The organism is Xylanimonas oleitrophica (assembly GCF_003244315.1).
Classification (GTDB): domain Bacteria; phylum Actinomycetota; class Actinomycetes; order Actinomycetales; family Cellulomonadaceae; genus Xylanimonas_A; species Xylanimonas_A oleitrophica.
In genome coordinates, this window is the sequence record NZ_QKWH01000003.1 from 264,863 (window position 1) to 285,266 (window position 20,404).

Sequence of the window (20,404 nt, forward strand, 5' to 3'; positions counted from 1 at the left end):
ACGCCCCGCAGCATGGCAGAAGGTCCGGTGCCACGCCTGGGCGAGATCCGAGGTCAGGCCGCCTGTGAGCAAGCCGACAGCATCGCACCTCGCAGTGGTCAGACCACAGGCGTAACGTAGGGAGCGGAAGCGGGGAAGAACCCCTCCCGGAGGAGAGAAGGTCATCATGACGACGACTTCGGACGCGACGTCCGCCGTGCAGGACACCCTCAGCCCGGCCTGGGCCGGCTTCACGAGCGGGCCGTGGCAGGACTCCGTCGACGTGCGGGACTTCATCCAGCGCAACTACACCCCCTACGAGGGCGACGACGCCTTCCTCACCGGGCCCACCGCCCGCACCACCAGGATCTGGGAGACGCTCTCGGCGATGTTCCCCGCCGAGCGGGAGAAGGGCGTCTACGACGTCTCGACCGACGTCCCGGCCGGCATCACCGCCCACGCCCCCGGCTACATCGCCCAGGACGACGAGGTCATCGTCGGCCTGCAGACCGACGCGCCGCTCAAGCGCGCCATCATGCCCAACGGCGGCTGGCGCATGGTCGAGACCTCCCTCAAGACCTACGGCTACGAGGTGCCCGCCGAGCTGCGGGAGGTCTTCACCAAGTACCGCAAGACCCACAACCAGGGCGTGTTCGACGCCTACTCGCCCGCCGTCCGGGCCGCGCGCAGCTCGCACATCATCACCGGCCTGCCCGACGCCTACGGCCGCGGCCGCATCATCGGCGACTACCGGCGCGTCGCGCTCTACGGGGTCGACCAGCTCGTCGCCGCCAAGAAGCTCGACAAGCTCAGCCTCGACACCCAGCCCTTCAGCGAGAAGGTCGTGCGCGAGCGCGAGGAGCACGCCGAGCAGATCCGCGCCCTGGAGGAGCTCAAGGAGATGGCGGCCTCCTACGGGTTCGACATCTCCCGGCCCGCCGCCACCGCCCAGGAGGCGGTGCAGTGGCTGTACTTCGGCTACCTCGCGGCCGTCAAGGAGCAGAACGGCGCCGCGATGTCGCTGGGCCGCACCTCCACCTTCCTCGACATCTACTTCGAGCGGGACCTCGCCGCCGGCGTCCTCACCGAGGAGCAGGCGCAGGAGATCATGGACGACTTCGTGATCAAGCTGCGCATCGTCCGGTTCCTGCGCACCCCCGAGTACGACGCGCTGTTCTCCGGCGACCCCACCTGGGTCACCGAGTCCATCGCCGGCATGGGCGACGACGGGCGGCCCCTGGTCACCAAGAACTCGTTCCGCATGCTCCAGACCCTCTACAACCTGGGACCTGCCCCCGAGCCCAACATGACGGTGCTGTGGAGCCCCCGCCTGCCGCAGGGCTTCAAGGACTTCTGCGCCAAGGTGTCCATCGACACCTCGGCCGTCCAGTACGAGTCCGACGAGACCATCCGCGCCGCCTGGGGCGACGACGCCGCCATCGCCTGCTGCGTCTCCCCGATGGCCGTGGGCAAGCAGATGCAGTTCTTCGGCGCTCGCGTGAACCTGGCCAAGACCCTCCTGTACGCCATCAACGGCGGCAAGGACGAGGTCAGCGGCAAGCAGGTCTCCCCGGCGTTCGCCCCCGTCGAGCCGGGCGTGCCGCTCGACTACGACGACGTGCGCGCCCGGTTCGAGAAGACGATGGACTGGCTGGCCGCCACGTACGTGGAGGCGCTCAACGTCATCCACTACATGCACGACAAGTACGCCTACGAGCGCATCGAGATGGCGCTGCACGACAAGGACGTGCTGCGCACCATGGCCTGCGGCATCGCGGGGCTCTCCGTGGCCGCCGACTCGCTCTCCGCGATCAGGTACGCCAAGGTCACGCCGGTCTTCGACGAGCGCGGCGTCGTCGTCGACTACGAGACCGTGGGCGACTTCCCCACCTACGGCAACGACGACGACCGGGTGGACTCCATCGCCGTCGAGCTCGTCGAGTCGTTCATGAGCAAGATCCGCTCGCACCACATGTACCGCGACGCGCTGCCCACCCAGTCGGTGCTGACCATCACGTCCAACGTGGTGTACGGCAAGGCGACGGGCAACACGCCCGACGGCCGCCGTGCCGGTGAGCCGTTCTCCCCGGGCGCCAACCCGATGAACGGCCGCGACACGCACGGCATGCTCGCCTCCGCCCTCTCGGTGGCCAAGCTGCCGTACGAGGAGGCGCAGGACGGCATCTCGCTGACCAACACCGTGGTGCCCAGCGGCCTGGGCCGCACGGAGGACGAGCGGGTCGCCAACCTGGTCGGTCTCCTCGACGCCTCCGTGGGCGGCGAGGGCTACCACATGAACGTCAACGTGCTGAACAGGGAGACCCTCGAGGACGCCATGGAGCACCCCGAGAAGTACCCGCAGCTGACGATCCGGGTGTCCGGGTACGCGGTGAACTTCGTCCGCCTCACCCGCGAGCAGCAACTCGACGTGCTCAGCCGCACCTTCCACGGCTCGATGTGACGAGCTGACCATGCCCACCCAGACCTCCGCGGCCGGCGGCACCACCTCTCCCCTCGGTGGTGGCGCCGGCCGCGGTGCCCTCCTCGGAGCGCCGGCCGTGCTCGGCAGCCCGTCGGTCGACGGCGTCGCCGGGATGTTCGGCGCCACCGTCCCCGACGGGCTGGAGGCACCGACCGCCCCCCGTCGCCGCACGGGCGCCGGCCTCGACGGCCTCGCGGTGGCCGACGGCCTCGACCGCGGTGACACGCTCGCCATGATGCGCTCCGGCGAGCTCGGCTCCGTGCACTCGTGGGAGCTCGTCACGGCCGTCGACGGCCCCGGCACCCGCCTGACGGTGTTCCTGTCCGGCTGCCCGCTGCGGTGCCTGTACTGCCACAACCCTGACACCCTCGCGATGCGCGACGGCGAGCCGGTCACCGCCGACGAGCTGCTCGCCCGGGTGCGCCGCTACCTGCCCGTCTTCCGGGCCACCCACGGCGGCCTCACCCTCTCCGGCGGAGAGGTGCTCCAGCAGCCCGCCTTCGCCGCCCGGATCCTGCGCGGGGCCAAGGAGATGGGCGTCCACACCGCGCTCGACACCTCCGGGTTCCTCGGGCGGAACCTCACCGACACGATGCTGCGGGACACCGACCTGGTGCTCCTGGACGTCAAGTCCGGCGACCCGGAGACCTACCTGCGGGTCACGAAGCGGCCGCTGCAGCCCACGCTCGACCTCGGCCGCCGGCTCGCGGCCTCCGGCCTGCCCGACGGGGTCACGGCCGACGCGCCCGTCGAGGTGTGGGTCCGGTTCGTGCTCGTCCCCGGCCTGACCGACGACGAGCGCAACGTCGGGCTGGTGGCCCGCTACGTCGCCGAGCTCGAGGAGATCCGCCCCGGGACGGTGGGAAGGGTCGAGGTGCTGCCGTTCCACCAGATGGGTCGCGACAAGTGGTCGGCCCTCGGCCGCGACTACGCGCTCGCGGACACCGAGCCGCCCTCGCCCGAGCTCACCGAGCGCGTGCGGGAGCAGTTCCGCTCCCACGGCCTCACCACGTACTGACCGTCCCCGGATCAGCCCTCGTGCTGGTCGTCGGCAGGGCCGTCGATCACGTCGGCCACCGAGCCGTACGTCTCTGCCACGACGCGCCAGCAGCCGAGGCCGGCCTCCGCGCGGTGCTTCTCCACGGAGGGCGGCCTCTGCTCGAGGTCCCGGGCCAGCTCCGTCACGAGCATCTCGAGCTCGTGCCGCGCGAGATGGGCCAGCCAGGGCAGCGTCGCCGTCATGCACCGAGTGTGCCGCGCGGCGCCCGGCCGCCGACACCCGCCCCCGGGGTGAAAAGGGCGGCGGCCCACCCCCGGTCTCGACCTCCGGTGGGCGGGCCGCCGTCGCGGTCCCGGGGCGCTGATCAGGCGCCGGGGACGTTCGCCACGCCGTCGGGCAGCAGGCGCCGGCCCAGCACCCTCTCGGTGTACCGGGTGCGGTCCAGGTACGGCGTGATGCCGCCGGTGTGGAAGCCCCACCCGGCGCCGAGGATCATGCACAGGTCGACCTGCTCGGGCGAGGGGACCACGCCCTCCTCGAGCATGTGCCCGATCTCCACCGTGAGGGCCGTGAGCACGGCGTCCAGGACGCCGGCGCCGTCGAGCACCGGGGTGCCGTGCCGGCCCGTCGTGCCGGGCTCCAGCGCCTCGCCGAACACCGCCTGCACCGCCGGGTCGACGGGCTTGTGCAGGCCGGGGGCGGGGGCGTCGAGCACCACACGGGTGCCGTCGGCCACGAGCTTCTCCAGACCCGGTGACGTGGGGAACCGGTCGCCCAGGTCCTCGCGCAGCGAGGTGAGCACGTGCAGGCCCACGGCGGGGCCCACGAGGTCGAACAGCTCGAACGTCGGCATGGGCAGCCCGAGGGGGGCCAGCGCAGAGTCCGCCACCTCCACCGCGGTGCCGTTCTCGACGGCCTCGACCACCTTGCCCATGACGAGCACCAGGAGCCGGTTGACCACGAAGCCCGGGCGGTCCTTGACCAGCACCGCCGTCTTGCGCAGCTTCTTGGTGATCGCGAACGCCGTCGCCAGGGCCTCGTCCGAGGTGCGCCCGGCCTGGACCACCTCGACCAGCGGCATCTGGGCCACCGGGTTGAAGAAGTGGATGCCGACGACACGCTCGGGGTGCTGCAGGTCGGCGGCCATCTCGGTGACCGACAGGGCCGAGGTGTTGGTCGCCAGGATTGTCTCGGGCGAGACGACGCCCTCCAGCTCCGCGAAGACCCTCTTCTTCAGGTCCATGATCTCGGTGACGGCCTCGACCACCACGTCGCAGGAGGCGAACTCGCCGATCTCGGTGGTGCCGTGCACGGAGGCGACGATGCGGGAGGCGGCGTCGGCGGACACGCGCCCGCGGGCGACGAGCTTCTCGACCGTGGCCCGGACGTAGCCCAGGCCCTTCTCGACGCGCTCGGCGTCGAGGTCGCGCATGACCACCGGCACCTGGAGGCGCTGGGCCACGAGCAGGGCGATCTGGGCGGCCATGAGGCCGGCACCCACGATCCCGACGCGTGTGACCGGGCGGGCGAGCTTCGGGTCCGGCGCACCCACCGGCTTCTTGCCGCCCGAGACGAGCTGGAACGCGTACACGCTCGCGCGCATCTCGTCGCTCATCACGAGGTCGGCCAGCGCCTCGTCCTCCGCGGCGAACGCGGTGGCGCGGTCGCTCGTGGCGGCCTGCGCCATGAGGTCCAGCGCCCGGTAGGGCGCCGGGCGCGAACCGGCGATCGTGGCCTCGAGGAAGGCACGGGTGCGGGAGACGACCGTCTCGACGGTCGCGGCGTCGTCCGGCTCACGCCGAGCGACGGTGATCTCGCCGCGCACCACGCGGGCCGCCCACGCCACCGACTGCTCGAGGAAGTCGGCGGCGTCGAGCACGACGTCGACCAGCCCGGCCTCGAGGGCCTCGGCGGCCTTGAAGGGCTTCTGCGCGGCCGGGCGCCGCAGCACCACGTCCACGGCCTTCTCGATGCCGACCAGGCGGGGGACGAGGTAGGCGCCGCCCCAGGCCGGGACGAGCCCCAGCCCCGTCTCGGGCAGGCCGAGCGCGGGGGCGTCGGAGGCCACGGTGCGGTAGTCGCAGTTGAGGGCGACCTCGAGGCCGCCGCCCAGCGCGAGCCCGTTGACGAACGCGAACGTGGGCACGCCGGCGTCGTGCAGCAGCTCGTAGGCACGGTGACCCATGCGGCCCAGCTCGAGGGCCTCCTCGCGCGTGGTGACCGCGCCGATACCGAGCAGGTCGGCGCCCGCGGCGAGGAAGTACGGCTTGCCCGTGACGGCGATCGCGGCGATCTCGCCGGCGGCGGCGCGCTCGCGCAGCTGCGCCAGGCGGGCCTCGAGCTCTGCCATGCCCTGCGGGCCGAGGGTGTTCGGCTTGGTGTGGTCCAGGCCGTTGTCGAGCGTGACCAGGGCGAGGGTGCCGGCGCCGCCGGGCATCTCGACGTCGCGCACCAGGGAGTGCGTGACGCGCTCGGGGCGGGCCTCGGGGGTGATCTGGGACATGGTGGCTCAGCCCTCCTGCACGTCGGCGTGCGCGGTCTGCGTGGTGGTGGCGGGCGCGTGGCCCGAGTAGTCGGCATGGTGCGGGTTCTCCCAGATCACCGTGCCGCCCTGGCCGAGGCCCACGCACATGGTGGTCAGGCCGTAGCGGACCTCGGGCTGCTGCTCGAACTGCCGGGCGAGCTGCATCATCAGGCGCACGCCCGAGGAGGCCAGCGGGTGCCCGACGGCGATCGCGCCGCCGTAGCGGTTGACGCGCTCGTCGTCGTCGGCGATGCCGAAGTGGTCGAGGAACGCGAGCACCTGGACGGCGAAGGCCTCGTTGATCTCGAAGAGGCCGATGTCCTCGATGGTCAGGCCCGCCTTGGCGAGCGCCTTCTCCGTGGCGGGCACGGGGCCGATGCCCATCACCGCCGGGTCGACCCCGGCGAAGGCGGAGGAGACCAGGCGCATGCGCACGGGCAGGCCGAGCTCCTCGGCGACGTCGCCGGCGGCCAGGAGAGACGCGGTCGCACCGTCGGTGAGGGGGGAGGCGTTGCCCGCGGTGACACGGCCGCCCGGCCGGAACGGCGTCTTGAGGTCACGGATGGCCTCGACGGTGGTGCCGGGGCGCGGCAGCTCGTCGGCGGTGGCCAGGCCCCAGCCCTTCTCGGCGGAGCGCACGGCGACGGGCACCAGCTCGGGGCCGATGTCGCCGTTGGCCAGCGCCTTGGCGTACTTGGTCTGGCTCGCCACGGCGTAGGCGTCGGCGCGCTCCTTGGTCAGGTGCGGGAACCGGTCGTGGAGGTTCTCCGCCGTGACGCCCATGTTGAGGGCCTCGGCGTCCACCAGGCGCTCGGCCATGAAGCGGGGGTTGGGGTCGGCGTCGAACCCCATGGGGTGGCGGCCCATGTGCTCGACACCGCCCGCGATGACCACGTCCTGGGCGCCGACGGCGATGCCGGCGGCCGTCGTGGTCACGGCGGTCATGGCGCCCGCGCACATGCGGTCGATGGCGTAGCCGGGCACGGTGCTCGGCAGGCCGGCCAGCATGGCGACGGTGCGGCCGAGGGTCAGGCCCTGGTCGCCCTGCTGGGTGGTGGCGGCGACGGCCACCTCGTCCACCCGCTCGGGCGGAAGCTGCGGGTGGCGGCGCACGAGCTCGCGCACCGCCTTGACGACGAGGTCGTCGGCACGGGTCTCGGCGTAGAGACCGTCGGGGCGGGCCTTGCCGAACGGCGTGCGGACGCCGTCGACGAAGACGACGTCGCGCAGCGCGGGGCGGCGGGCGTCCGTGGCGCGGCCTGCGGGGGCAGCCGTGGTGGCCTGGGTCATGTCAGCTCCATCTGCGACGGATGGTCGGGGACGACGGCGTCCGCGGAGCGACGCCGCTCGGCTGTGCCCCGTCCGTGGCGTGACCCGGGACACAGCAGTACACGCTACCGCGAGTACCACGAAAAGCCCAGCGGCAGGTGAGACCCGGTCTCAGCACGACGCAGCGGGCGGGAGGCTCGGCACCCACCCGGAGGGTGCGCGCCGAGCCTCCCGCCCGGGGAGAGGGGTCAGTCGAGGTCGGCGAAGGCCTTCGCGAGCGGCGCGGCCAGCAGCTCGACCTGCCAGGGCCGCGCCCCGCGGCCGCGCAGGAACTCGGCCACCGTCTCGGCCGTCGCCGGCTCGGGCGGCGTCCAGCACAGGCGGCGCAGGGCCTCCGGCTGCAGCAGGTTCTCGACCGGCACGTCCAGCTCGGCCGAGCGTGCCGCCACCAGCTCGCGCGCCGCCGTCAGGCGCCGCGCGGCCACAGGGTCGCGGTCCGCCCACGTGCGCGGCTGCGGCGGACCCTCGGTGCGCGGGCCGCGCAGGCTCGGGAGCTGGTCGGCGGGCAGCGCCAGCGCCTCGTCGATCGCCCGCTGCCACGCCGCGGCCCGTCGGCGCGTGCCCTTGCCCGCGAACTCCGGCAGCGCCACGAGCTGGCCGGCCGTGCGGGGCATGGCCACGGCGGCCGCCGTGATGGCGCGGTCCGGCAGCACGCGACCGGGAGCGATGTCGCGCGCCCGCGCGGAGGCGTCGCGCGCCTTCCACAGCGACCGCACGACGGCGAGCTGGCGGCGGTCGCGCAGCGTGTGCGTGCCGGACACGCGCCGCCACGGCTCCGGCTTGGGGGCCGGCGGGGGAGCGGTGCGCACGGCCTCGAACTCCTGCGCGGCCCACTCGGCCTTGCCCGCGGCCTCCAGACGCCGGCCCAGCTCTTCGCGCAGCTCCACCAGCACCTCCACGTCCAGCGCGGCGTACCGCAGCCAGTCGGAGGGCAGCGGGCGGGTGGACCAGTCGACGGCGGAGTGCTCCTTCGCCAGGCCCAGGCCCAGCAGCTCCGCCACGACGGCGGCCAGCCCCACGCGCTCGAGGCCCAGCAGACGGGCCGCGAGCTCGGTGTCGAACACCCGTGCCGGGCGCAGGCCGTGCTCCGCCAGCCCGGGCAGGTCCTGCGAGGCCGCGTGCAGCACCCACTCGGCGTCGCCCACGGCCTCGCCGATCGCGGACAGGTCCGGCAGCGCCACCGGGTCGATGAGCGCGGTGCCGGCCCCCCGGCGGCGCAGCTGCACCAGGAACGTCGCCTGCCCGTACCGATAGCCCGAGGCGCGCTCGGCGTCCGCGGCGACCGGGCCCGTGCCGGTGCGGAACGCCTCGACGACCCGGGCGAGGGCCGACGGGGTGGCGACGACCTCGCCCACGCCGTCGGCGGGCTCGGTCAGGGGGACGACGGTGCGGGGCTCGTCGGGACGCGGCTCGTCTGGCGCGGGCTGCGTCGGCCCGCCGTGGGCTGGCCCGGGCTGCAGCGCCCCGGGCGTGTCGGCGCTCTCGGTCACGGCCCTACCGTATGCCGCCGCGAGGTCAGGGCGGTGACGCCGTCGGGCAGGGGCGGGAGCCCTCCGGCCGTGGACATCAGGTCCGTCCAGAGCGTCAGGTGCGTGCCGAGGGCGGTGTCGGTCGGCGTCCACGACGCCCGGATCTCCAGGTCGACGGCGTCGGGCGTGCCCTCCAGGGCACCGAAGCTGCTCGACAGCACGCGCGTCACCGTGCCGCCCAGGGCGAGGACCTGCGCCCCGGCGGCCTCGATCGTCTCGGTCACCCACGACCACGCGACGTCGGCCAGCAGGGGGTCGGCGGCCATCTCCGCCTCGAGGGTCGCGCGCACCAGCGTCACCACGCGGAAGTCGCCCTGCCAGGCGTCCTGGCCCGCCGGGTCGTGCAGCACCACGAAGCGGCCGGTGGCCACCTCGTCGCCGGCGCTGGTGACCTCACCCTCGAGCGCCGCGGTGAACGGCGCGATGCGGGTGGGGCCCGGCACCTCCTGGAGCCGGACCTCGGGGCGATGGCGCGGCCCGCGCATCGAGCGCAGCGCGGCCGCGAACCGGGCGGGAGGTTCCCGCTGCTCGAGCGTCACCCCACCACGCTAGGCCGCGCCAGGGCCGGACCGGCGCAGGCCCGCCGCAGGGCGCCACGGCCGCGACCGGATCGTGATGTTTTGTCCCGTGCTCCCCGCACGGAGCACTAGGCTGGCCGAGGCGCTGTTCGCACCACGCGACGCACGACGCGACGACGAAGGAGCACGCGAGATGACCGAGAGCACGACGGCGCAGGCCACGGCAGGGACCGCGCAGATCGGTGTCACCGGGCTGGCGGTCATGGGCCGCAACCTGGCCCGCAACCTCGCCCGGCACGGGTACACCGTGGCGGTGCACAACCGCTCCTCCTCGCGCACCCGATCGCTGGTCGAGGAGGCCGGACACGAGGGCACGTTCGTGCCCTCGGAGTCGATGGCCGAGTTCGTCGCGTCGCTCGAGCGCCCCCGCAAGGTCGTGATCATGGTCAAGGCCGGCGCCCCCACCGACGCCGTCATCGACGAGCTGGTGCCGCTGCTCGAGGAGGGCGACATCGTCGTCGACGCCGGCAACGCCCACTTCCCGGACACGGTGCGCCGCGAGCGGGCGCTGCGCGCCCACGGCCTGCACTTCGTCGGCACCGGCGTCTCCGGCGGTGAGGAGGGCGCGCTCAACGGCCCGTCGATCATGCCGGGCGGCACCCGGGAGTCGTACGCGTCGCTGGGCCCGATCCTCGAGGACATCTCGGCCAAGGTCGACGGCGTCCCGTGCTGCACGTACGTGGGGCCCGACGGCGCCGGGCACTTCGTCAAGATGGTGCACAACGGCATCGAGTACGCCGACATGCAGCTCATCGCCGAGGCCTACGACCTGCTGCGCCAGGGCCTGGGCGCCTCGGCCCGGGAGATCGGCGAGATCTTCGCGCGGTGGAACACCGGCGACCTGGAGTCGTTCCTCATCGAGATCACCGCCGACGTGCTGCAGCACGTGGACGCCGAGACCGGCCAGGCCTTCGTCGACGTCGTCCTGGACCAGGCCGAGCAGAAGGGCACCGGCCGCTGGACCGTGCAGAACGGCCTCGACCTGGGCGTTCCCATCACGGGCATCGCGGAGGCGACCTTCGCCCGCGCCCTGTCGGGGTCGGTGCCGCAGCGCGAGGCCGCGCGGGCCGTGCTGCCGGCCGACGCCGAGCCGTGGGAGGTCACGGACCGCGAGGCGTTCGTCGAGGACGTGCGCCTGGCGCTGTACGCCTCCAAGGTGGTGGCCTACTCCCAGGGGTTCGACCAGATCGCCGCGGCGTCGGCCGAGAACGGCTGGGACATCGACCGCGGGGCCATGGCTCGGATCTGGCGCGGCGGCTGCATCATCCGCGCCCGGTTCCTGGACCGCATCACCGAGGCGTACGAGCGCGAGCCGGGACTGCCCCTGCTACTCGCCGACGAGTACTTCACCGGGGCCGTGGGCAACGGCCTGGCCGCGTGGCGCCGTGTCGTGGCGCAGGCCGCCACGCACGGCGTGCCGACCCCGGCCTTCTCCTCCTCGCTGGCCTACTACGACGGCGTGCGCGCCCAGCGCCTTCCCGCCGCGCTCGTCCAGGCCCAGCGCGACTTCTTCGGCGCGCACACCTACCGGCGCGTCGACAAGGAAGGCACGTTCCACACCGAGTGGTCCGGCGACCGTAACGAGAGCGAGGCGTGAGCAAACCCGTGAGCAGCAGCGACCAGACGACCGGAGGCGTCCGAGAGGGCGTCCGGCCGGTCATCGTCGGTTCCGACATCGGCGTCTACGCCCTCGCCCGCTCGTTCCACGAGCGCTACGGGGCGCGCACCACCGTGGTGGCGTTCGCCGAGCCCGGCCCGATCGCCCACAGCCGGATCATCGACCTCGTGCTGTCCGGCAGCGAGACGGAGGCCATCGTGGGCACCCTGCTGCGGGTGGCCGCCGAGCACGCCGCCGGGCCGGCGGCGTCCGACCGCCTGGTGCTGCTGACCAACATGGACTGGGTGGTGCGCGACCTCGTGCACCACCGCGAGGCGCTCGAGGCGGCCGGCTACGTGCTGCCGTTCGCCGACGCCGACACCATCGACCGCATCAGCGACAAGGCCGAGTTCCTCGCCGCCTGCGCCGAGATCGGGGTGCCCACGCCGGCCACGGTGGTCCAGGACTTCGCGCGCGCCGGCGAGCCCGGCTGGCAGCCGCAGCCCGTGCCGTTCGAGTTCCCCGTGATCGCCAAGGCCGCGAGCTCGGCCGACTACCACGGCGTGCGGTTCGAGGGGAAGAAGAAGATCTTCGAGATCGCCACCCCCGAGGAGCTCGACAAGCTCTACGCCAGCCTCCGGGAGGCGGGCTACCGCGGCCGGTTCCTGGTGCAGGACATGATCCCCGGCGACGACACCCAGATGCGCTCGGTGACCACCTACACCGACACCTCCGGGCGGGTCACCATGCGCTGCTCGGCCCGCGTGCTGCTCGAGGAGCGCACCCCGGCCGCCCGCGGCAACCCGTCGGCCATGATCGTCGAGGAGATCCCCGAGATCCTCGAGGCCGCAGCACGCCTGCACGAGCACACCGGGTGGCGCGGCTTCGCCAACTTCGACGTCAAGCTCGACCCGCGCGACGGCACCTACCGCTTCTTCGAGCAGAACCCGCGCATCGGCCGCAACAACTACTACGTCACCGCCGGCGGCGTGAACCCCGCCGAGGTGCTGGTCGACGACGTCGTGCACGGCGTGCGCCGCGAGCCGGCCACGGCGCGCGACGAGGTGCTCTACGCCGTCGTGCCGCACGCGATGCTGCGCCGCTACGTGCTGGACCCGGTGCTCAGCAGCCGCGTGGCCGGCCTGATGAAGGCGAAGAAGACCGTGCACCCGCTGCGCTACCGCGCCGACGCCGGGTGGCGCCGCCGCCTCTACGTGCTCCAGGCGCTGGTCAACCACGTGCGCAAGTACCGCACCTACTACCCGTTGTCCGAGCTGCGGCGCGTCCACGCGGGCAACACGGCGGCCACCCCCGCACCGGCTCCGGGGGCGACGGCGTGAGCCGCCCCGCCCAGCCGCGGCCCGAGCTCCTGCCGGTCATCCTCGGTGGTGACATCGGCGTCTACGCCCTGGCGCGCGCCTTCCACGAGGAGTACGGCGTCGGCTCCACGGTGATCTCCGGGCTCGTGCCCGGGCCCATCGCCGACAGCCGGATCATCACCAACGTCACCGTCGCCGACAGCCACGACGAGCGCCAGCTCGTCGACGCCGCCGTGCGCGTGGCCCGCGAGGCGCTCGCGGCCGACCCGGGGCGCCGCCTGGTGCTGCTGGCCAACTCGGACTGGCTGGTGCGCACCGTGGTGCGGGCCCGCGGCGAGCTCGAGGCGGCCGGGTACGTGGTGCCGTTCCTCGACGAGGACCTGCTCGACTCGGTCAGCGACAAGGCCACCTTCGCCGAGGTGGCCGAGAAGGTGGGCCTGGCGGTGCCGCGCACCGTGGTGGTGGACTTCGCGCTGGCCGACGACCCGGCCTGGGCGCCGCCGCTGGTGGACGTGGGCTGGCCGCTGATCGCCAAGGCGGCATCCAGCGCGGACTACCAGGACGTCGAGTTCCCGGGCAAGCGCAAGGTGTTCGAGATCGGTACCCAGGTCGAGCTGGACGATCTGTGGGACCGCCTGCGCAAGGCAGGGTTCCGGGGCCGGTTCGTGGCTCAGGAGCTCATTCCGGGCGACGACACGCAGATGCGTTCCATCACCGCGTACGTGGACGGTCACGGCGAGATCACCCTCATGGCCGGCGCGCACGTGCTCCTGGAGGAGCACACGCCCAACGGGCTCGGGAACCCCGCCGCGATGATCACGGGCGACCTGGGGGAGATGTTCGACCAGGCGCGCGCGTTCCTCACGGCCACGGGCTACCGGGGCTTCGCGAACTTCGACGTCAAGGTGGACCCGCGCGACGGGCGCTTCGCGTTCTTCGAGGTCAACCCGCGGATCGGCCGCAACAACTACTACGTCACCGCCGCCGGGGCGAACGTGGCCCGGTTCGTGGTGGCCGACCATGTGGACGGCGTGCGGCTGGAGCCGGTACGGGTCGCCACCGAGGTGCTCTACTCGGTGCTGCCCACGGGTCTGCTGCTGCACTACGTGCTCGACGCGGGGCTGCGGGACAAGGTCAAGCGCCTGGCCCGCGACACCCACCACCCGCTGGCGTACTGGGCGGCTGACGGCGGCCCCAAGCGCCGTGCGTACGTGGCGGCCGCCAAGCTGAACCAGCGCCGCAAGTTCCGCCGCTGGTACCCGAACCCCACCCAGACGGGGTTCTGAGCCGGACACCGGCACGGGCCGGCTCACGGCGCTCGGGCCCGGTCCTCCTCGCGGGAGACCGGGCCCGAGGTGTTTCTCGCACGGCGAGGCCGCATCACCCGGCCCGCCGGCGCTCCTGCTCGTCGCTGCCGGGACTCAGCCCAGCTCGCTGGTGCCCGCGTACAGGTGCAGCACCGGCACGTGCAGGTCGTCGCGGGCGCGCGAGGCCCAGTCGGAGTGGAACGTGTCCTCCACGGCGTGCGGGTACGTCACGACGACGACCTCCCGCACGTCACCCTGGCCCACCACGGTGCGCAGGGCGGGCAGCGGGTCGTCCTCGATGACCTCGCCGTCGGCCTGGGCCCCCGCGGCGCGCAGCGCGGCGACAGAGCCCGCCAGCTGCTCGGCCGCCGTCGCCGTCGCCTCGCGGGCGTCCGGCTCCTTGCCCAGCAGCTCGTCCCACGCGGCGCGCAGATCCCCGGCCCCCAGGTGGTCCACGAGGGACGTGACGAGGTTGCGTTCGGTGTCGGCGGGGACGAGCACGTGGAACCGCACCGGGTCGGGCACGCCGTCGCCGTCGGGGTCGCGGTGCAGGGCCAGGACGTGCTCGACGTCGGCGTCGGTCAGCGTGTCCTCGGTGAGGACGACGACGGTGGTGCCGGCCAGGACGGCCGGGGCGGGGTCGTTGCTCTCGGTGGTCATGGCGCGAATCTAGCCAGCATCCCGGGTGCCCGCCGGGTCGAGCCGCCACCGGGCGAGCAGCGTGCCCGCCTGCGGGTCGTGCAGCAGGTGCCCCAGGCGCGCACGGCGCTGCCCGGCCGTCCGTCCCCCGGGCACGTCGGCCCCGGCGACGACCCGCCCCGGCGCCGGCCCCTCCAGGAGGGCGGTGGTGGTCAGGCACAGCTCGTCCACGAGATCGGCGGCCAGCAGCGACCCGAGCAGGTGCGGCCCCCCCTCGGTGAGCACGCGCGACAGGCCGCGAGCCGCGAGGTCGGCGAGCGCAGCCGCCAGGTCCGGGGCCTGGTCGCCGTGCACCAGCACGTTCTCCGCCGGGACCACCGTCCGGGCCAGGGCCGCTCCGGCCTCTCCCGTGACCACCAGGGGCGGCACCTCGCCGGGGAGGCACGACGGCGGCACCTGGCCGGTGCGGGTCACCAGCGCCAGCCGCAGCGGCGCCGAGCCCGCCGGGGCCAGGTGCTCCAGCCCCGCCGGGCGCCCGATCTGGTCGTACCCCTCCGCCCGGGCCGTGCCCGCCCCGACGAGCACGACGTCGGCGACGGCACGCAGCAGGCGGAACACCCGGAAGTCGGCGTCGTCGTTGATCGATCCGGAACGGTGGTCGGGCCCCCACGCGGCCCCGTCCACCGACGCCACCATGTTGGCCCGCAGCATGCCGGGCTCGTGGGAGTACAGGGCGGCCAGCTCCTCCTCCCCGTCGTCGGCGGGCAGAGGACGAACCTGCGGGACGAGCTGCGTCAGGTCGGGGAGAACCATGCGCGCAGCCTCCCAGGCCGCGGCGGGAGCCGCAGCACGGGCACGACCGCCACGGGCAGCCCGAGGACGCGACTGACCGCCCTGCCAGCAACCCGCCCTCCCCGGGCCAGGCGTCCCGCGGGTGGCGCGGAGCGTAATCTTGACCCCCGTGACGAGCGCCCCGACCCCCTCGCCGGCCCACGAGACGCAGGCCGCCCCCGCCTCCCTGACCGCGGTGCGGCCGTCGGTGCCCCCCGAGCGTCTCCTGGCCGACCTGGTGCCCCCGCGGCACTTCGCCGAGGCGCGGTTCTCCACCTACCGGGCCAACCCGGCGTACCCGAGCCAGGCGGCCACGCTGGCCCGCCTCGAGGAGGTGGCGCGCGAGATCGCCGCCCCGCCCCGCCGCGGCCTGTTCTCCCGCAAGAGGCCCACGGCGTCGGCTGTCTACATGGACGGAGGGTTCGGCGTCGGCAAGACGCACCTGCTGACGTCGCTCGCCCACGCCGTCGGCGTGCAGGACTCCGCCTTCGGCACGTTCGTCGAGTACACGAACCTCGTGGGCGCACTCGGCTTCATGCCCACCGTCGAGGCGCTGGCCGCCAAGAAGCTCGTCTGCATCGACGAGTTCGAGCTCGACGACGCCGGCGACACCACCCTGATGTCCCGCCTGCTGCGCGAGCTGACCGATCGCGGCGTGGCGCTCGCGGCGACGTCGAACACGCTGCCGGAGGCGCTGGGGGAGGGGCGGTTCGCCGCCGAGGACTTCCTGCGGGAGATCCAGGCGCTCGCGGCGCGCTTCGAGGTGCTGCGCGTGGACGGCGAGGACTACCGGCACCGTGCCGTGGTGACCGAGTCCCGGCCCCTGCCGGCCGAGACGGTGCGGGCGGTCGCGGCCTCGCGCACCGACGCGACCCTCGACGACTTCGACGCTCTCCTGGAGCACCTGGGCTCGGTGCACCCCAGCCGCTACGGGGCCCTGCTCGACGGCGTGGGTCTCGTGGCGCTGACGGACGTGCACCCGGTGCGGCGCCAGGAGGTGGCGCTGCGCCTGGTGGTGCTGGTCGACCGCCTGTACGACCGTGACGTGCCGGTGCTGCTCAGCGGGTCCGGCGAGGCGTCGCTGTTCACCGAGGAGATGCTGCGCGGCGGGTACCGGAAGAAGTACTACCGGGCGCTGTCGCGGCTCGGCGCGCTGGCGGAGGAGGGCCGGACCGTCGCCCAGGCGGCTGCCTGAGCGACGTCACGCCTCGGCGCGCAGCACCGCCGTGGTGCGCGCCGGCAGCGTGAGCACGGCGCCGTCGACCGCAGCGCGAGGGCTCCAGCCGGCCACGAGCGACCAGGCGCTCGGCGCGCCCGGCAGGAGCTCCTCGAGGGGCACGCGGGCGTCGTCGGGGCCGGTCGCGACGACGACGGCCGACCGCCCGCGCCGCAGGGTCAGCGCCGACCCTGCCGCGCGTACGTCCACCTCGAGCGCGAGGTCGCGCATGGCGTCCTCGCGCAGCGCCGTGAGCCGGGTGCACCACTCGACGAGCCGCGCCGAGCCGTCGTCGCCGGTGTCGCTCGTGTCCCGGTGCGGTGCGGTCAGCGGCAGGTGGTCGGTGTCCAGCACAGCCGCCGTGCCCACCAGCACCGCCAGGGTCAGCAGGCTGGATCGCACGTCGAGGTCGGCGGCCGCGGCGCTCTCACGGACGGGGCGCTGCGGGCCGTGCACGCGCGGGGCGGCGTCCGCGGCCCAGGGCATGCCGGCCCGTGCCCCGGGGAGCCGGGTGAGGTCGCCGACGACGAGGGACGCCGCCCGGGCGGTCGCCGCGTGCGAGCGACGGCTGTCGCGCTCGGCGCGCAGGGGCAGCCGGGCCGCGGGGGTCAGGCTGGCGGCGAGGTGCCGAACGTCCACCACGGCGTCTGGATCTCTGGGGGAGCCGGGCGCGCCGAGCACTCGCCGGAGCACGCCGGCGAGCCGGTCGCTGCGGCCGGGCCCGTCGACGAACAGGGTCGTGGGTCGCTGCAGCCGCTCGGACGCGGCCACGGCGGTGTCGGCGAGCTCCGAGAGCGTGACGGGGGTGCGGTGCTCCAGCGCATCGACGTCGAGCTGCAACCCGTCGACGTGGAACTCCTCGAACCAGCGCTGGGCGTCGGTGGTGAGCAGGTCCCGCAGCCCGCGTGCACCGCTGCCCTCGCGGGGAGTCCTGCCGTCGACGGCGTGGCGGCCGTAGGCGCCGAGCCCCAGGTCCTCGACGACGGCCCAGCGGTGGGGCAGGGTCAGCACCACGGCGAGCCCGAGGGCGTGCGCGGCGTCGACGAAGCGCTGCAGGGCCCGGGGGCCGCCGTAGGGCTCGTGCACGGCCGACAGGCGCACGCCCGCCTCGGGGCCGGCGTCAGGGTCGAACGCGCTGAGGGGTGCGAGCTCGACGCCGTCCACGCCGCAGGCGGCGACCCGGGGCAGCAGGCGTGCCGCGGCGTCCAGGGTGCCCTCCGGCGTGGCGTGCGGCACGTCGAGGTGCAGCAGCACCCCGGCGCCGAGGTCCGGCGCCTGCCAGCCGTCGTCCGTCCACGAGAAGTACGGGTCGAACGCCCGGGGCAGCTCGTGGACGCCGTCGGGGAACCAGGCGCCGGCGGGGTCGGCGACGAGAGGGCCGTCGTCGACCCGGAAGCCGTAGGGCGTGCCGTACGGCACCCGCTGGTCGGCGCCCCAGTACCCGGGCCGCTGGGCACCGAGCAGCCGCAAGGGGCTCGTGCGCAGCTCGCCGTCGACGCGCGAGACGAGGTCGACCGTGCCGGCGTCGGGAGCCCACACCACCGGGCGCGCACCCGGCCAGCGGGTGTGCAGCGGCACACCGACCTGGGGTGCGCGGGGGCGGGCGCTCACCGCGGGCATCAGGCCCGGCCCGAGGGGTCGGACGGGCGGGTGCCACGCTGCGGGGCCGCAGCCTGGCTGCCCGGTGCCGCGACGGCCGGGTCGGGGGTGGAGTCCGCAGCCGGTGCGGTCTCGGACGCCGCCGTGGCCGCGCCGGTCTCCGGGGCGGGCAGCGCCGTCGCAGCACGCGCTGCGCGGGCGGCGGCACGGGACCGCGCGGCCTCCTCGCGGCGCAGGGACGGGCGGGTGAGCACGACGACGCTGCGGCTCGTGACCGTCAGGGTCGTGCCCGCCTCGTGCCGCTCGCCGGTCGTGGTGGTGGCGTCGGTGTCCAGCACCGTGGTCCACACGCGGCCGTACGCCGCCGGGGGCAGCGTGAACTCCAGGGACTCGGAGTGGGCGTTGAAGAGCAGGAGGAACGCGTCGTCGACCAGGGCGTTGCCCCGGATGTCGACCTCCGGCATGGCGTCACCGTTGAGGAACACCATCAGGGAGCGCGCGTACCCGTTGGACCAGTCCTCGCCGTCCATGCGTGCGCCGGACAGGTCGAGCCAGTCGATCTCCGGCAGCTCGCCGTCACCCTCGGCCGCAGGGGAGGTGGCGCCGTCGCCGGCCCCGCCGAAGAAGGCACGCCGGTGCAGGACGGGGTGCTCGAGGCGCAGGCGCACCAGCCGGCGCGTGAACTCCAGCAGGTCTTCCTCGTCCTCGTCGAGGTCCCAGTCCATCCAGGTGATCTCGTTGTCCTGGCAGTAGCCGTTGTTGTTGCCGCCCTGGGTGCGCCCGATCTCGTCGCCGTGGGCCAGCATCGGCACGCCCTGGCTCAGCAGCAGCGTGGCCAGGAAGTTGCGACGCTGACGCTGGCGCAGCGCGAGCACGTCCGGGTCGTCGGTGGGGCCCTCGACGCCGCCGTTCCACGAGCGGTTGAAGCTCTCGCCGTCGTTGCCGTCCTCGCCGTTGGCCTCGTTGTGCTTCTCGTTGTAGGAGACGAGGTCGTTGAGCGTGAAGCCGTCGTGCGCGACGACGAAGTTGATGCTCGCGATCGGCTTGCGGCCGCTGTGCTCGTACAGGTCGCTCGAACCGGTCAGGCGCGAGGCGAACTCGGGCAGGGTGGCGGGCTCGCCGCGCCAGAAGTCGCGCACCGTGTCGCGGTAGCGGCCGTTCCACTCCGTCCACAGCGGGGGGAACCCGCCCACCTGGTATCCGCCGTCGCCCAGGTCCCACGGCTCGGCGATGAGCTTGACCTGGGAGATGACCGGGTCCTGGTGGACAATGTCGAAGAACGCGCTCAGCCGGTCCACCTCGTGGAACTGGCGGGCCAGGGTGGCCGCGAGGTCGAACCGGAAGCCGTCGACGTGCATCTCCTCGACCCAGTACCGCAGCGAGTCCATGATGAGCTGCAGCACGGCGGGGGAGCGCATGAGCAGGGAGTTGCCCGTGCCGGTGGTGTCGAAGTAGTGCGCCTCGTCGCCGTCGACCAGACGGTAGTACGCGGCGTTGTCGATGCCCTTGAAGGAGAGGGTGGGGCCCAGGTGGTTGCCCTCGGCCGTGTGGTTGTAGACGACGTCGAGGATGACCTCGATGCCGGCCTCGTGGAGGGCCGCGACCATCGTCTTGAACTCCAGCACCTGCTGGCCGCGCGTCCCGTACGCCGCGTACCCGTTGTGGGGCGCGAAGAACCCGACGGTGTTGTAGCCCCAGTAGTTGCTCAGGCCCTTGGCGCTCAGCGTGGTGTCCTGGACGAACTGGTGGACGGGCATGAGCTCGACGGCGGTGACGCCCAGGCGTACCAGGTGGTCGATCATCGCGGGGTGGCCCATGCCTGCGTAGGTTCCGCGCAGCTCCTGCGGGATGCCGGGGTGACGCATGGTCATGCCCTTGACGTGGGCCTCGTAGAGCACGGTGTCGTGGTAGTCGATCTGCGGCGGGCGGTCGTGGCCCCAGTCGAAGAACGGGTTGACGACGACGGAGGTCATCGTGTGCGGGGCCGAGTCGGCCGCAGGGGTGCCCGCCGCGTGCGGGGTCTCGCCGTGGACGGCGGCCTCCGGGTCCTCGAACGGGTAGGAGAACAGGGACTGGTCGCCGTCGATCTGGCCGTCGACGGCCTTGGCGTAGGGGTCGAGCAGCAGCTTGGAGGGGTCGCAGCGGTGGCCACCGGCGGGGTCCCACGGGCCGTGGACGCGGTACCCGTACCGGGTGCCGGGGCCGACGCCGGGCAGGTAGACGTGCCAGACGTGCGCGTCGACCTCCTGCACCTCGACGCGCTCCTCGGTGCCGTCGTCGGCGAGGAGGCACAGCTCGACGCGCTCGGCCACGGAGGAGAACAGCGCGAAGTTGGTGCCGCGGCCGTCGAACGTGGCACCCAGCGGATAAGACCGTCCTGGCCAGGTCTGCATGCCGCCGATCATCACACTGTCGGGCCGAACCGGCGCGTCGAACGGGCGCTCTGCCTGCGGTTTTGCCCGAATCTCACCGAAT

Annotated in this window: 15 protein-coding genes; 6 read left to right on the plus strand and 9 right to left on the minus strand. The window is 73.7% G+C overall.

Going from position 1 to position 20,404, the window contains the following annotated elements:
* Positions 1-166: 166 nt before the first annotated feature.
* Together pflB and pflA are read left to right on the plus strand one after the other, a co-directional pair.
* Complete coding sequence (gene pflB, locus DNL40_RS06885) at positions 167-2,440, plus strand: formate C-acetyltransferase (protein ID WP_111250498.1); 2,274 nt, start codon at positions 167-169, stop codon at positions 2,438-2,440.
* 133 nt (positions 2,441-2,573) lie between these two features.
* Positions 2,574-3,479 (plus strand): pyruvate formate-lyase-activating protein, encoded by a 906-nt coding sequence (gene pflA / locus DNL40_RS06890; RefSeq protein ID WP_245885739.1) that lies wholly within the window; start codon positions 2,574-2,576, stop codon positions 3,477-3,479.
* A gap of 11 nt (positions 3,480-3,490) precedes the next feature.
* Here the strand turns inward: pflA and DNL40_RS06895 are convergent, their stop codons facing one another.
* The 5 genes from DNL40_RS06895 to DNL40_RS06915 form a co-directional block, all read right to left on the minus strand.
* The gene (locus DNL40_RS06895) at positions 3,491-3,703 is read right to left on the minus strand and encodes a hypothetical protein (RefSeq protein WP_111250500.1); all 213 of its coding nucleotides are present in this window, start codon (positions 3,701-3,703) and stop codon (positions 3,491-3,493) included.
* A gap of 122 nt (positions 3,704-3,825) precedes the next feature.
* Positions 3,826-5,964 carry a 3-hydroxyacyl-CoA dehydrogenase NAD-binding domain-containing protein gene (locus tag DNL40_RS06900; RefSeq protein ID WP_111250501.1) on the minus strand — a complete coding sequence of 713 codons (2,139 nt, stop codon included), beginning with the start codon at positions 5,962-5,964 and terminating at the stop codon, positions 3,826-3,828.
* Positions 5,965-5,970: 6 nt separating this feature from the next.
* Positions 5,971-7,275 (minus strand): thiolase family protein, encoded by a 1,305-nt coding sequence (locus DNL40_RS06905; RefSeq protein WP_111250502.1) that lies wholly within the window; start codon positions 7,273-7,275, stop codon positions 5,971-5,973.
* A gap of 227 nt (positions 7,276-7,502) precedes the next feature.
* Positions 7,503-8,690, minus strand: coding sequence for an HRDC domain-containing protein (locus DNL40_RS06910; protein ID WP_245885740.1), 1,188 nt, complete (start codon positions 8,688-8,690; stop codon positions 7,503-7,505).
* 110 nt (positions 8,691-8,800) lie between these two features.
* A complete protein-coding gene (locus DNL40_RS06915; RefSeq protein WP_111250503.1) occupies positions 8,801-9,382 on the minus strand; it encodes a DUF3000 domain-containing protein in 582 nt (193 codons plus the stop codon).
* Positions 9,383-9,554: 172 nt separating this feature from the next.
* Between DNL40_RS06915 and gndA the strand changes: the two genes are divergently transcribed.
* The 3 genes from gndA to DNL40_RS06930 are packed head-to-tail and all read left to right on the plus strand — an operon-like array spanning position 9,555 to position 13,623.
* Positions 9,555-11,018, plus strand: coding sequence for an NADP-dependent phosphogluconate dehydrogenase (gene gndA / locus DNL40_RS06920; RefSeq protein WP_111250504.1), 1,464 nt, complete (start codon positions 9,555-9,557; stop codon positions 11,016-11,018).
* Positions 11,015-12,358 (plus strand): carboxylate--amine ligase, encoded by a 1,344-nt coding sequence (locus tag DNL40_RS06925; RefSeq protein ID WP_245885729.1) that lies wholly within the window; start codon positions 11,015-11,017, stop codon positions 12,356-12,358. The genes gndA and DNL40_RS06925 overlap by 4 nt, the downstream gene beginning before the upstream one ends.
* Positions 12,355-13,623 (plus strand): carboxylate--amine ligase, encoded by a 1,269-nt coding sequence (locus tag DNL40_RS06930; protein WP_111250506.1) that lies wholly within the window; start codon positions 12,355-12,357, stop codon positions 13,621-13,623. The genes DNL40_RS06925 and DNL40_RS06930 overlap by 4 nt, the downstream gene beginning before the upstream one ends.
* A 135-nt stretch (positions 13,624-13,758) precedes the next feature.
* On the opposite strand, the gene DNL40_RS06935 is transcribed toward DNL40_RS06930, so the two are convergent.
* Entirely contained in the window at positions 13,759-14,304 is a 546-nt protein-coding gene (locus DNL40_RS06935; RefSeq protein WP_111250507.1) for a hypothetical protein, read from the minus strand.
* 9 nt (positions 14,305-14,313) lie between these two features.
* Positions 14,314-15,096 carry a dihydrofolate reductase family protein gene (locus tag DNL40_RS06940; protein ID WP_111250508.1) on the minus strand — a complete coding sequence of 261 codons (783 nt, stop codon included), beginning with the start codon at positions 15,094-15,096 and terminating at the stop codon, positions 14,314-14,316.
* A gap of 148 nt (positions 15,097-15,244) precedes the next feature.
* On the opposite strand from DNL40_RS06940, the gene zapE reads away from it, so the two are divergent.
* Positions 15,245-16,309 (plus strand): cell division protein ZapE, encoded by a 1,065-nt coding sequence (gene zapE / locus DNL40_RS06945; protein WP_111250509.1) that lies wholly within the window; start codon positions 15,245-15,247, stop codon positions 16,307-16,309.
* A 6-nt stretch (positions 16,310-16,315) separates the two neighbouring features.
* Here the strand turns inward: zapE and DNL40_RS06950 are convergent, their stop codons facing one another.
* Both DNL40_RS06950 and glgX read right to left on the minus strand, forming a co-directional pair.
* Positions 16,316-17,941, minus strand: coding sequence for an alpha-amylase family protein (locus DNL40_RS06950; protein WP_146252038.1), 1,626 nt, complete (start codon positions 17,939-17,941; stop codon positions 16,316-16,318).
* Between the two features lie 8 nt (positions 17,942-17,949).
* On the minus strand, positions 17,950-20,322 hold the full coding sequence (glgX, locus tag DNL40_RS06955) for a glycogen debranching protein GlgX (protein WP_111250582.1): 2,373 nt from the start codon (positions 20,320-20,322) through the stop codon (positions 17,950-17,952).
* Between the last annotated feature and the right edge of the window lie 82 nt (positions 20,323-20,404).

Coding starts and splice junctions, on each gene's coding strand:
- DNL40_RS06895 (WP_111250500.1), bottom strand. CDS start 3,703: ATGACGGCGACGCTGCCCTGGCTGGCCCATCTCGCGCGGCACGAGCTC.
- DNL40_RS06905 (WP_111250502.1), bottom strand. CDS start 7,275: ATGACCCAGGCCACCACGGCTGCCCCCGCAGGCCGCGCCACGGACGCC.
- gndA (WP_111250504.1), top strand. CDS start 9,555: ATGACCGAGAGCACGACGGCGCAGGCCACGGCAGGGACCGCGCAGATC.
- DNL40_RS06935 (WP_111250507.1), bottom strand. CDS start 14,304: ATGACCACCGAGAGCAACGACCCCGCCCCGGCCGTCCTGGCCGGCACC.
- DNL40_RS06900 (WP_111250501.1), bottom strand. CDS start 5,964: ATGTCCCAGATCACCCCCGAGGCCCGCCCCGAGCGCGTCACGCACTCC.
- pflB (WP_111250498.1), top strand. CDS start 167: ATGACGACGACTTCGGACGCGACGTCCGCCGTGCAGGACACCCTCAGC.
- DNL40_RS06940 (WP_111250508.1), bottom strand. CDS start 15,096: ATGGTTCTCCCCGACCTGACGCAGCTCGTCCCGCAGGTTCGTCCTCTG.
- glgX (WP_111250582.1), bottom strand. CDS start 20,322: ATGCAGACCTGGCCAGGACGGTCTTATCCGCTGGGTGCCACGTTCGAC.
- pflA (WP_245885739.1), top strand. CDS start 2,574: ATGTTCGGCGCCACCGTCCCCGACGGGCTGGAGGCACCGACCGCCCCC.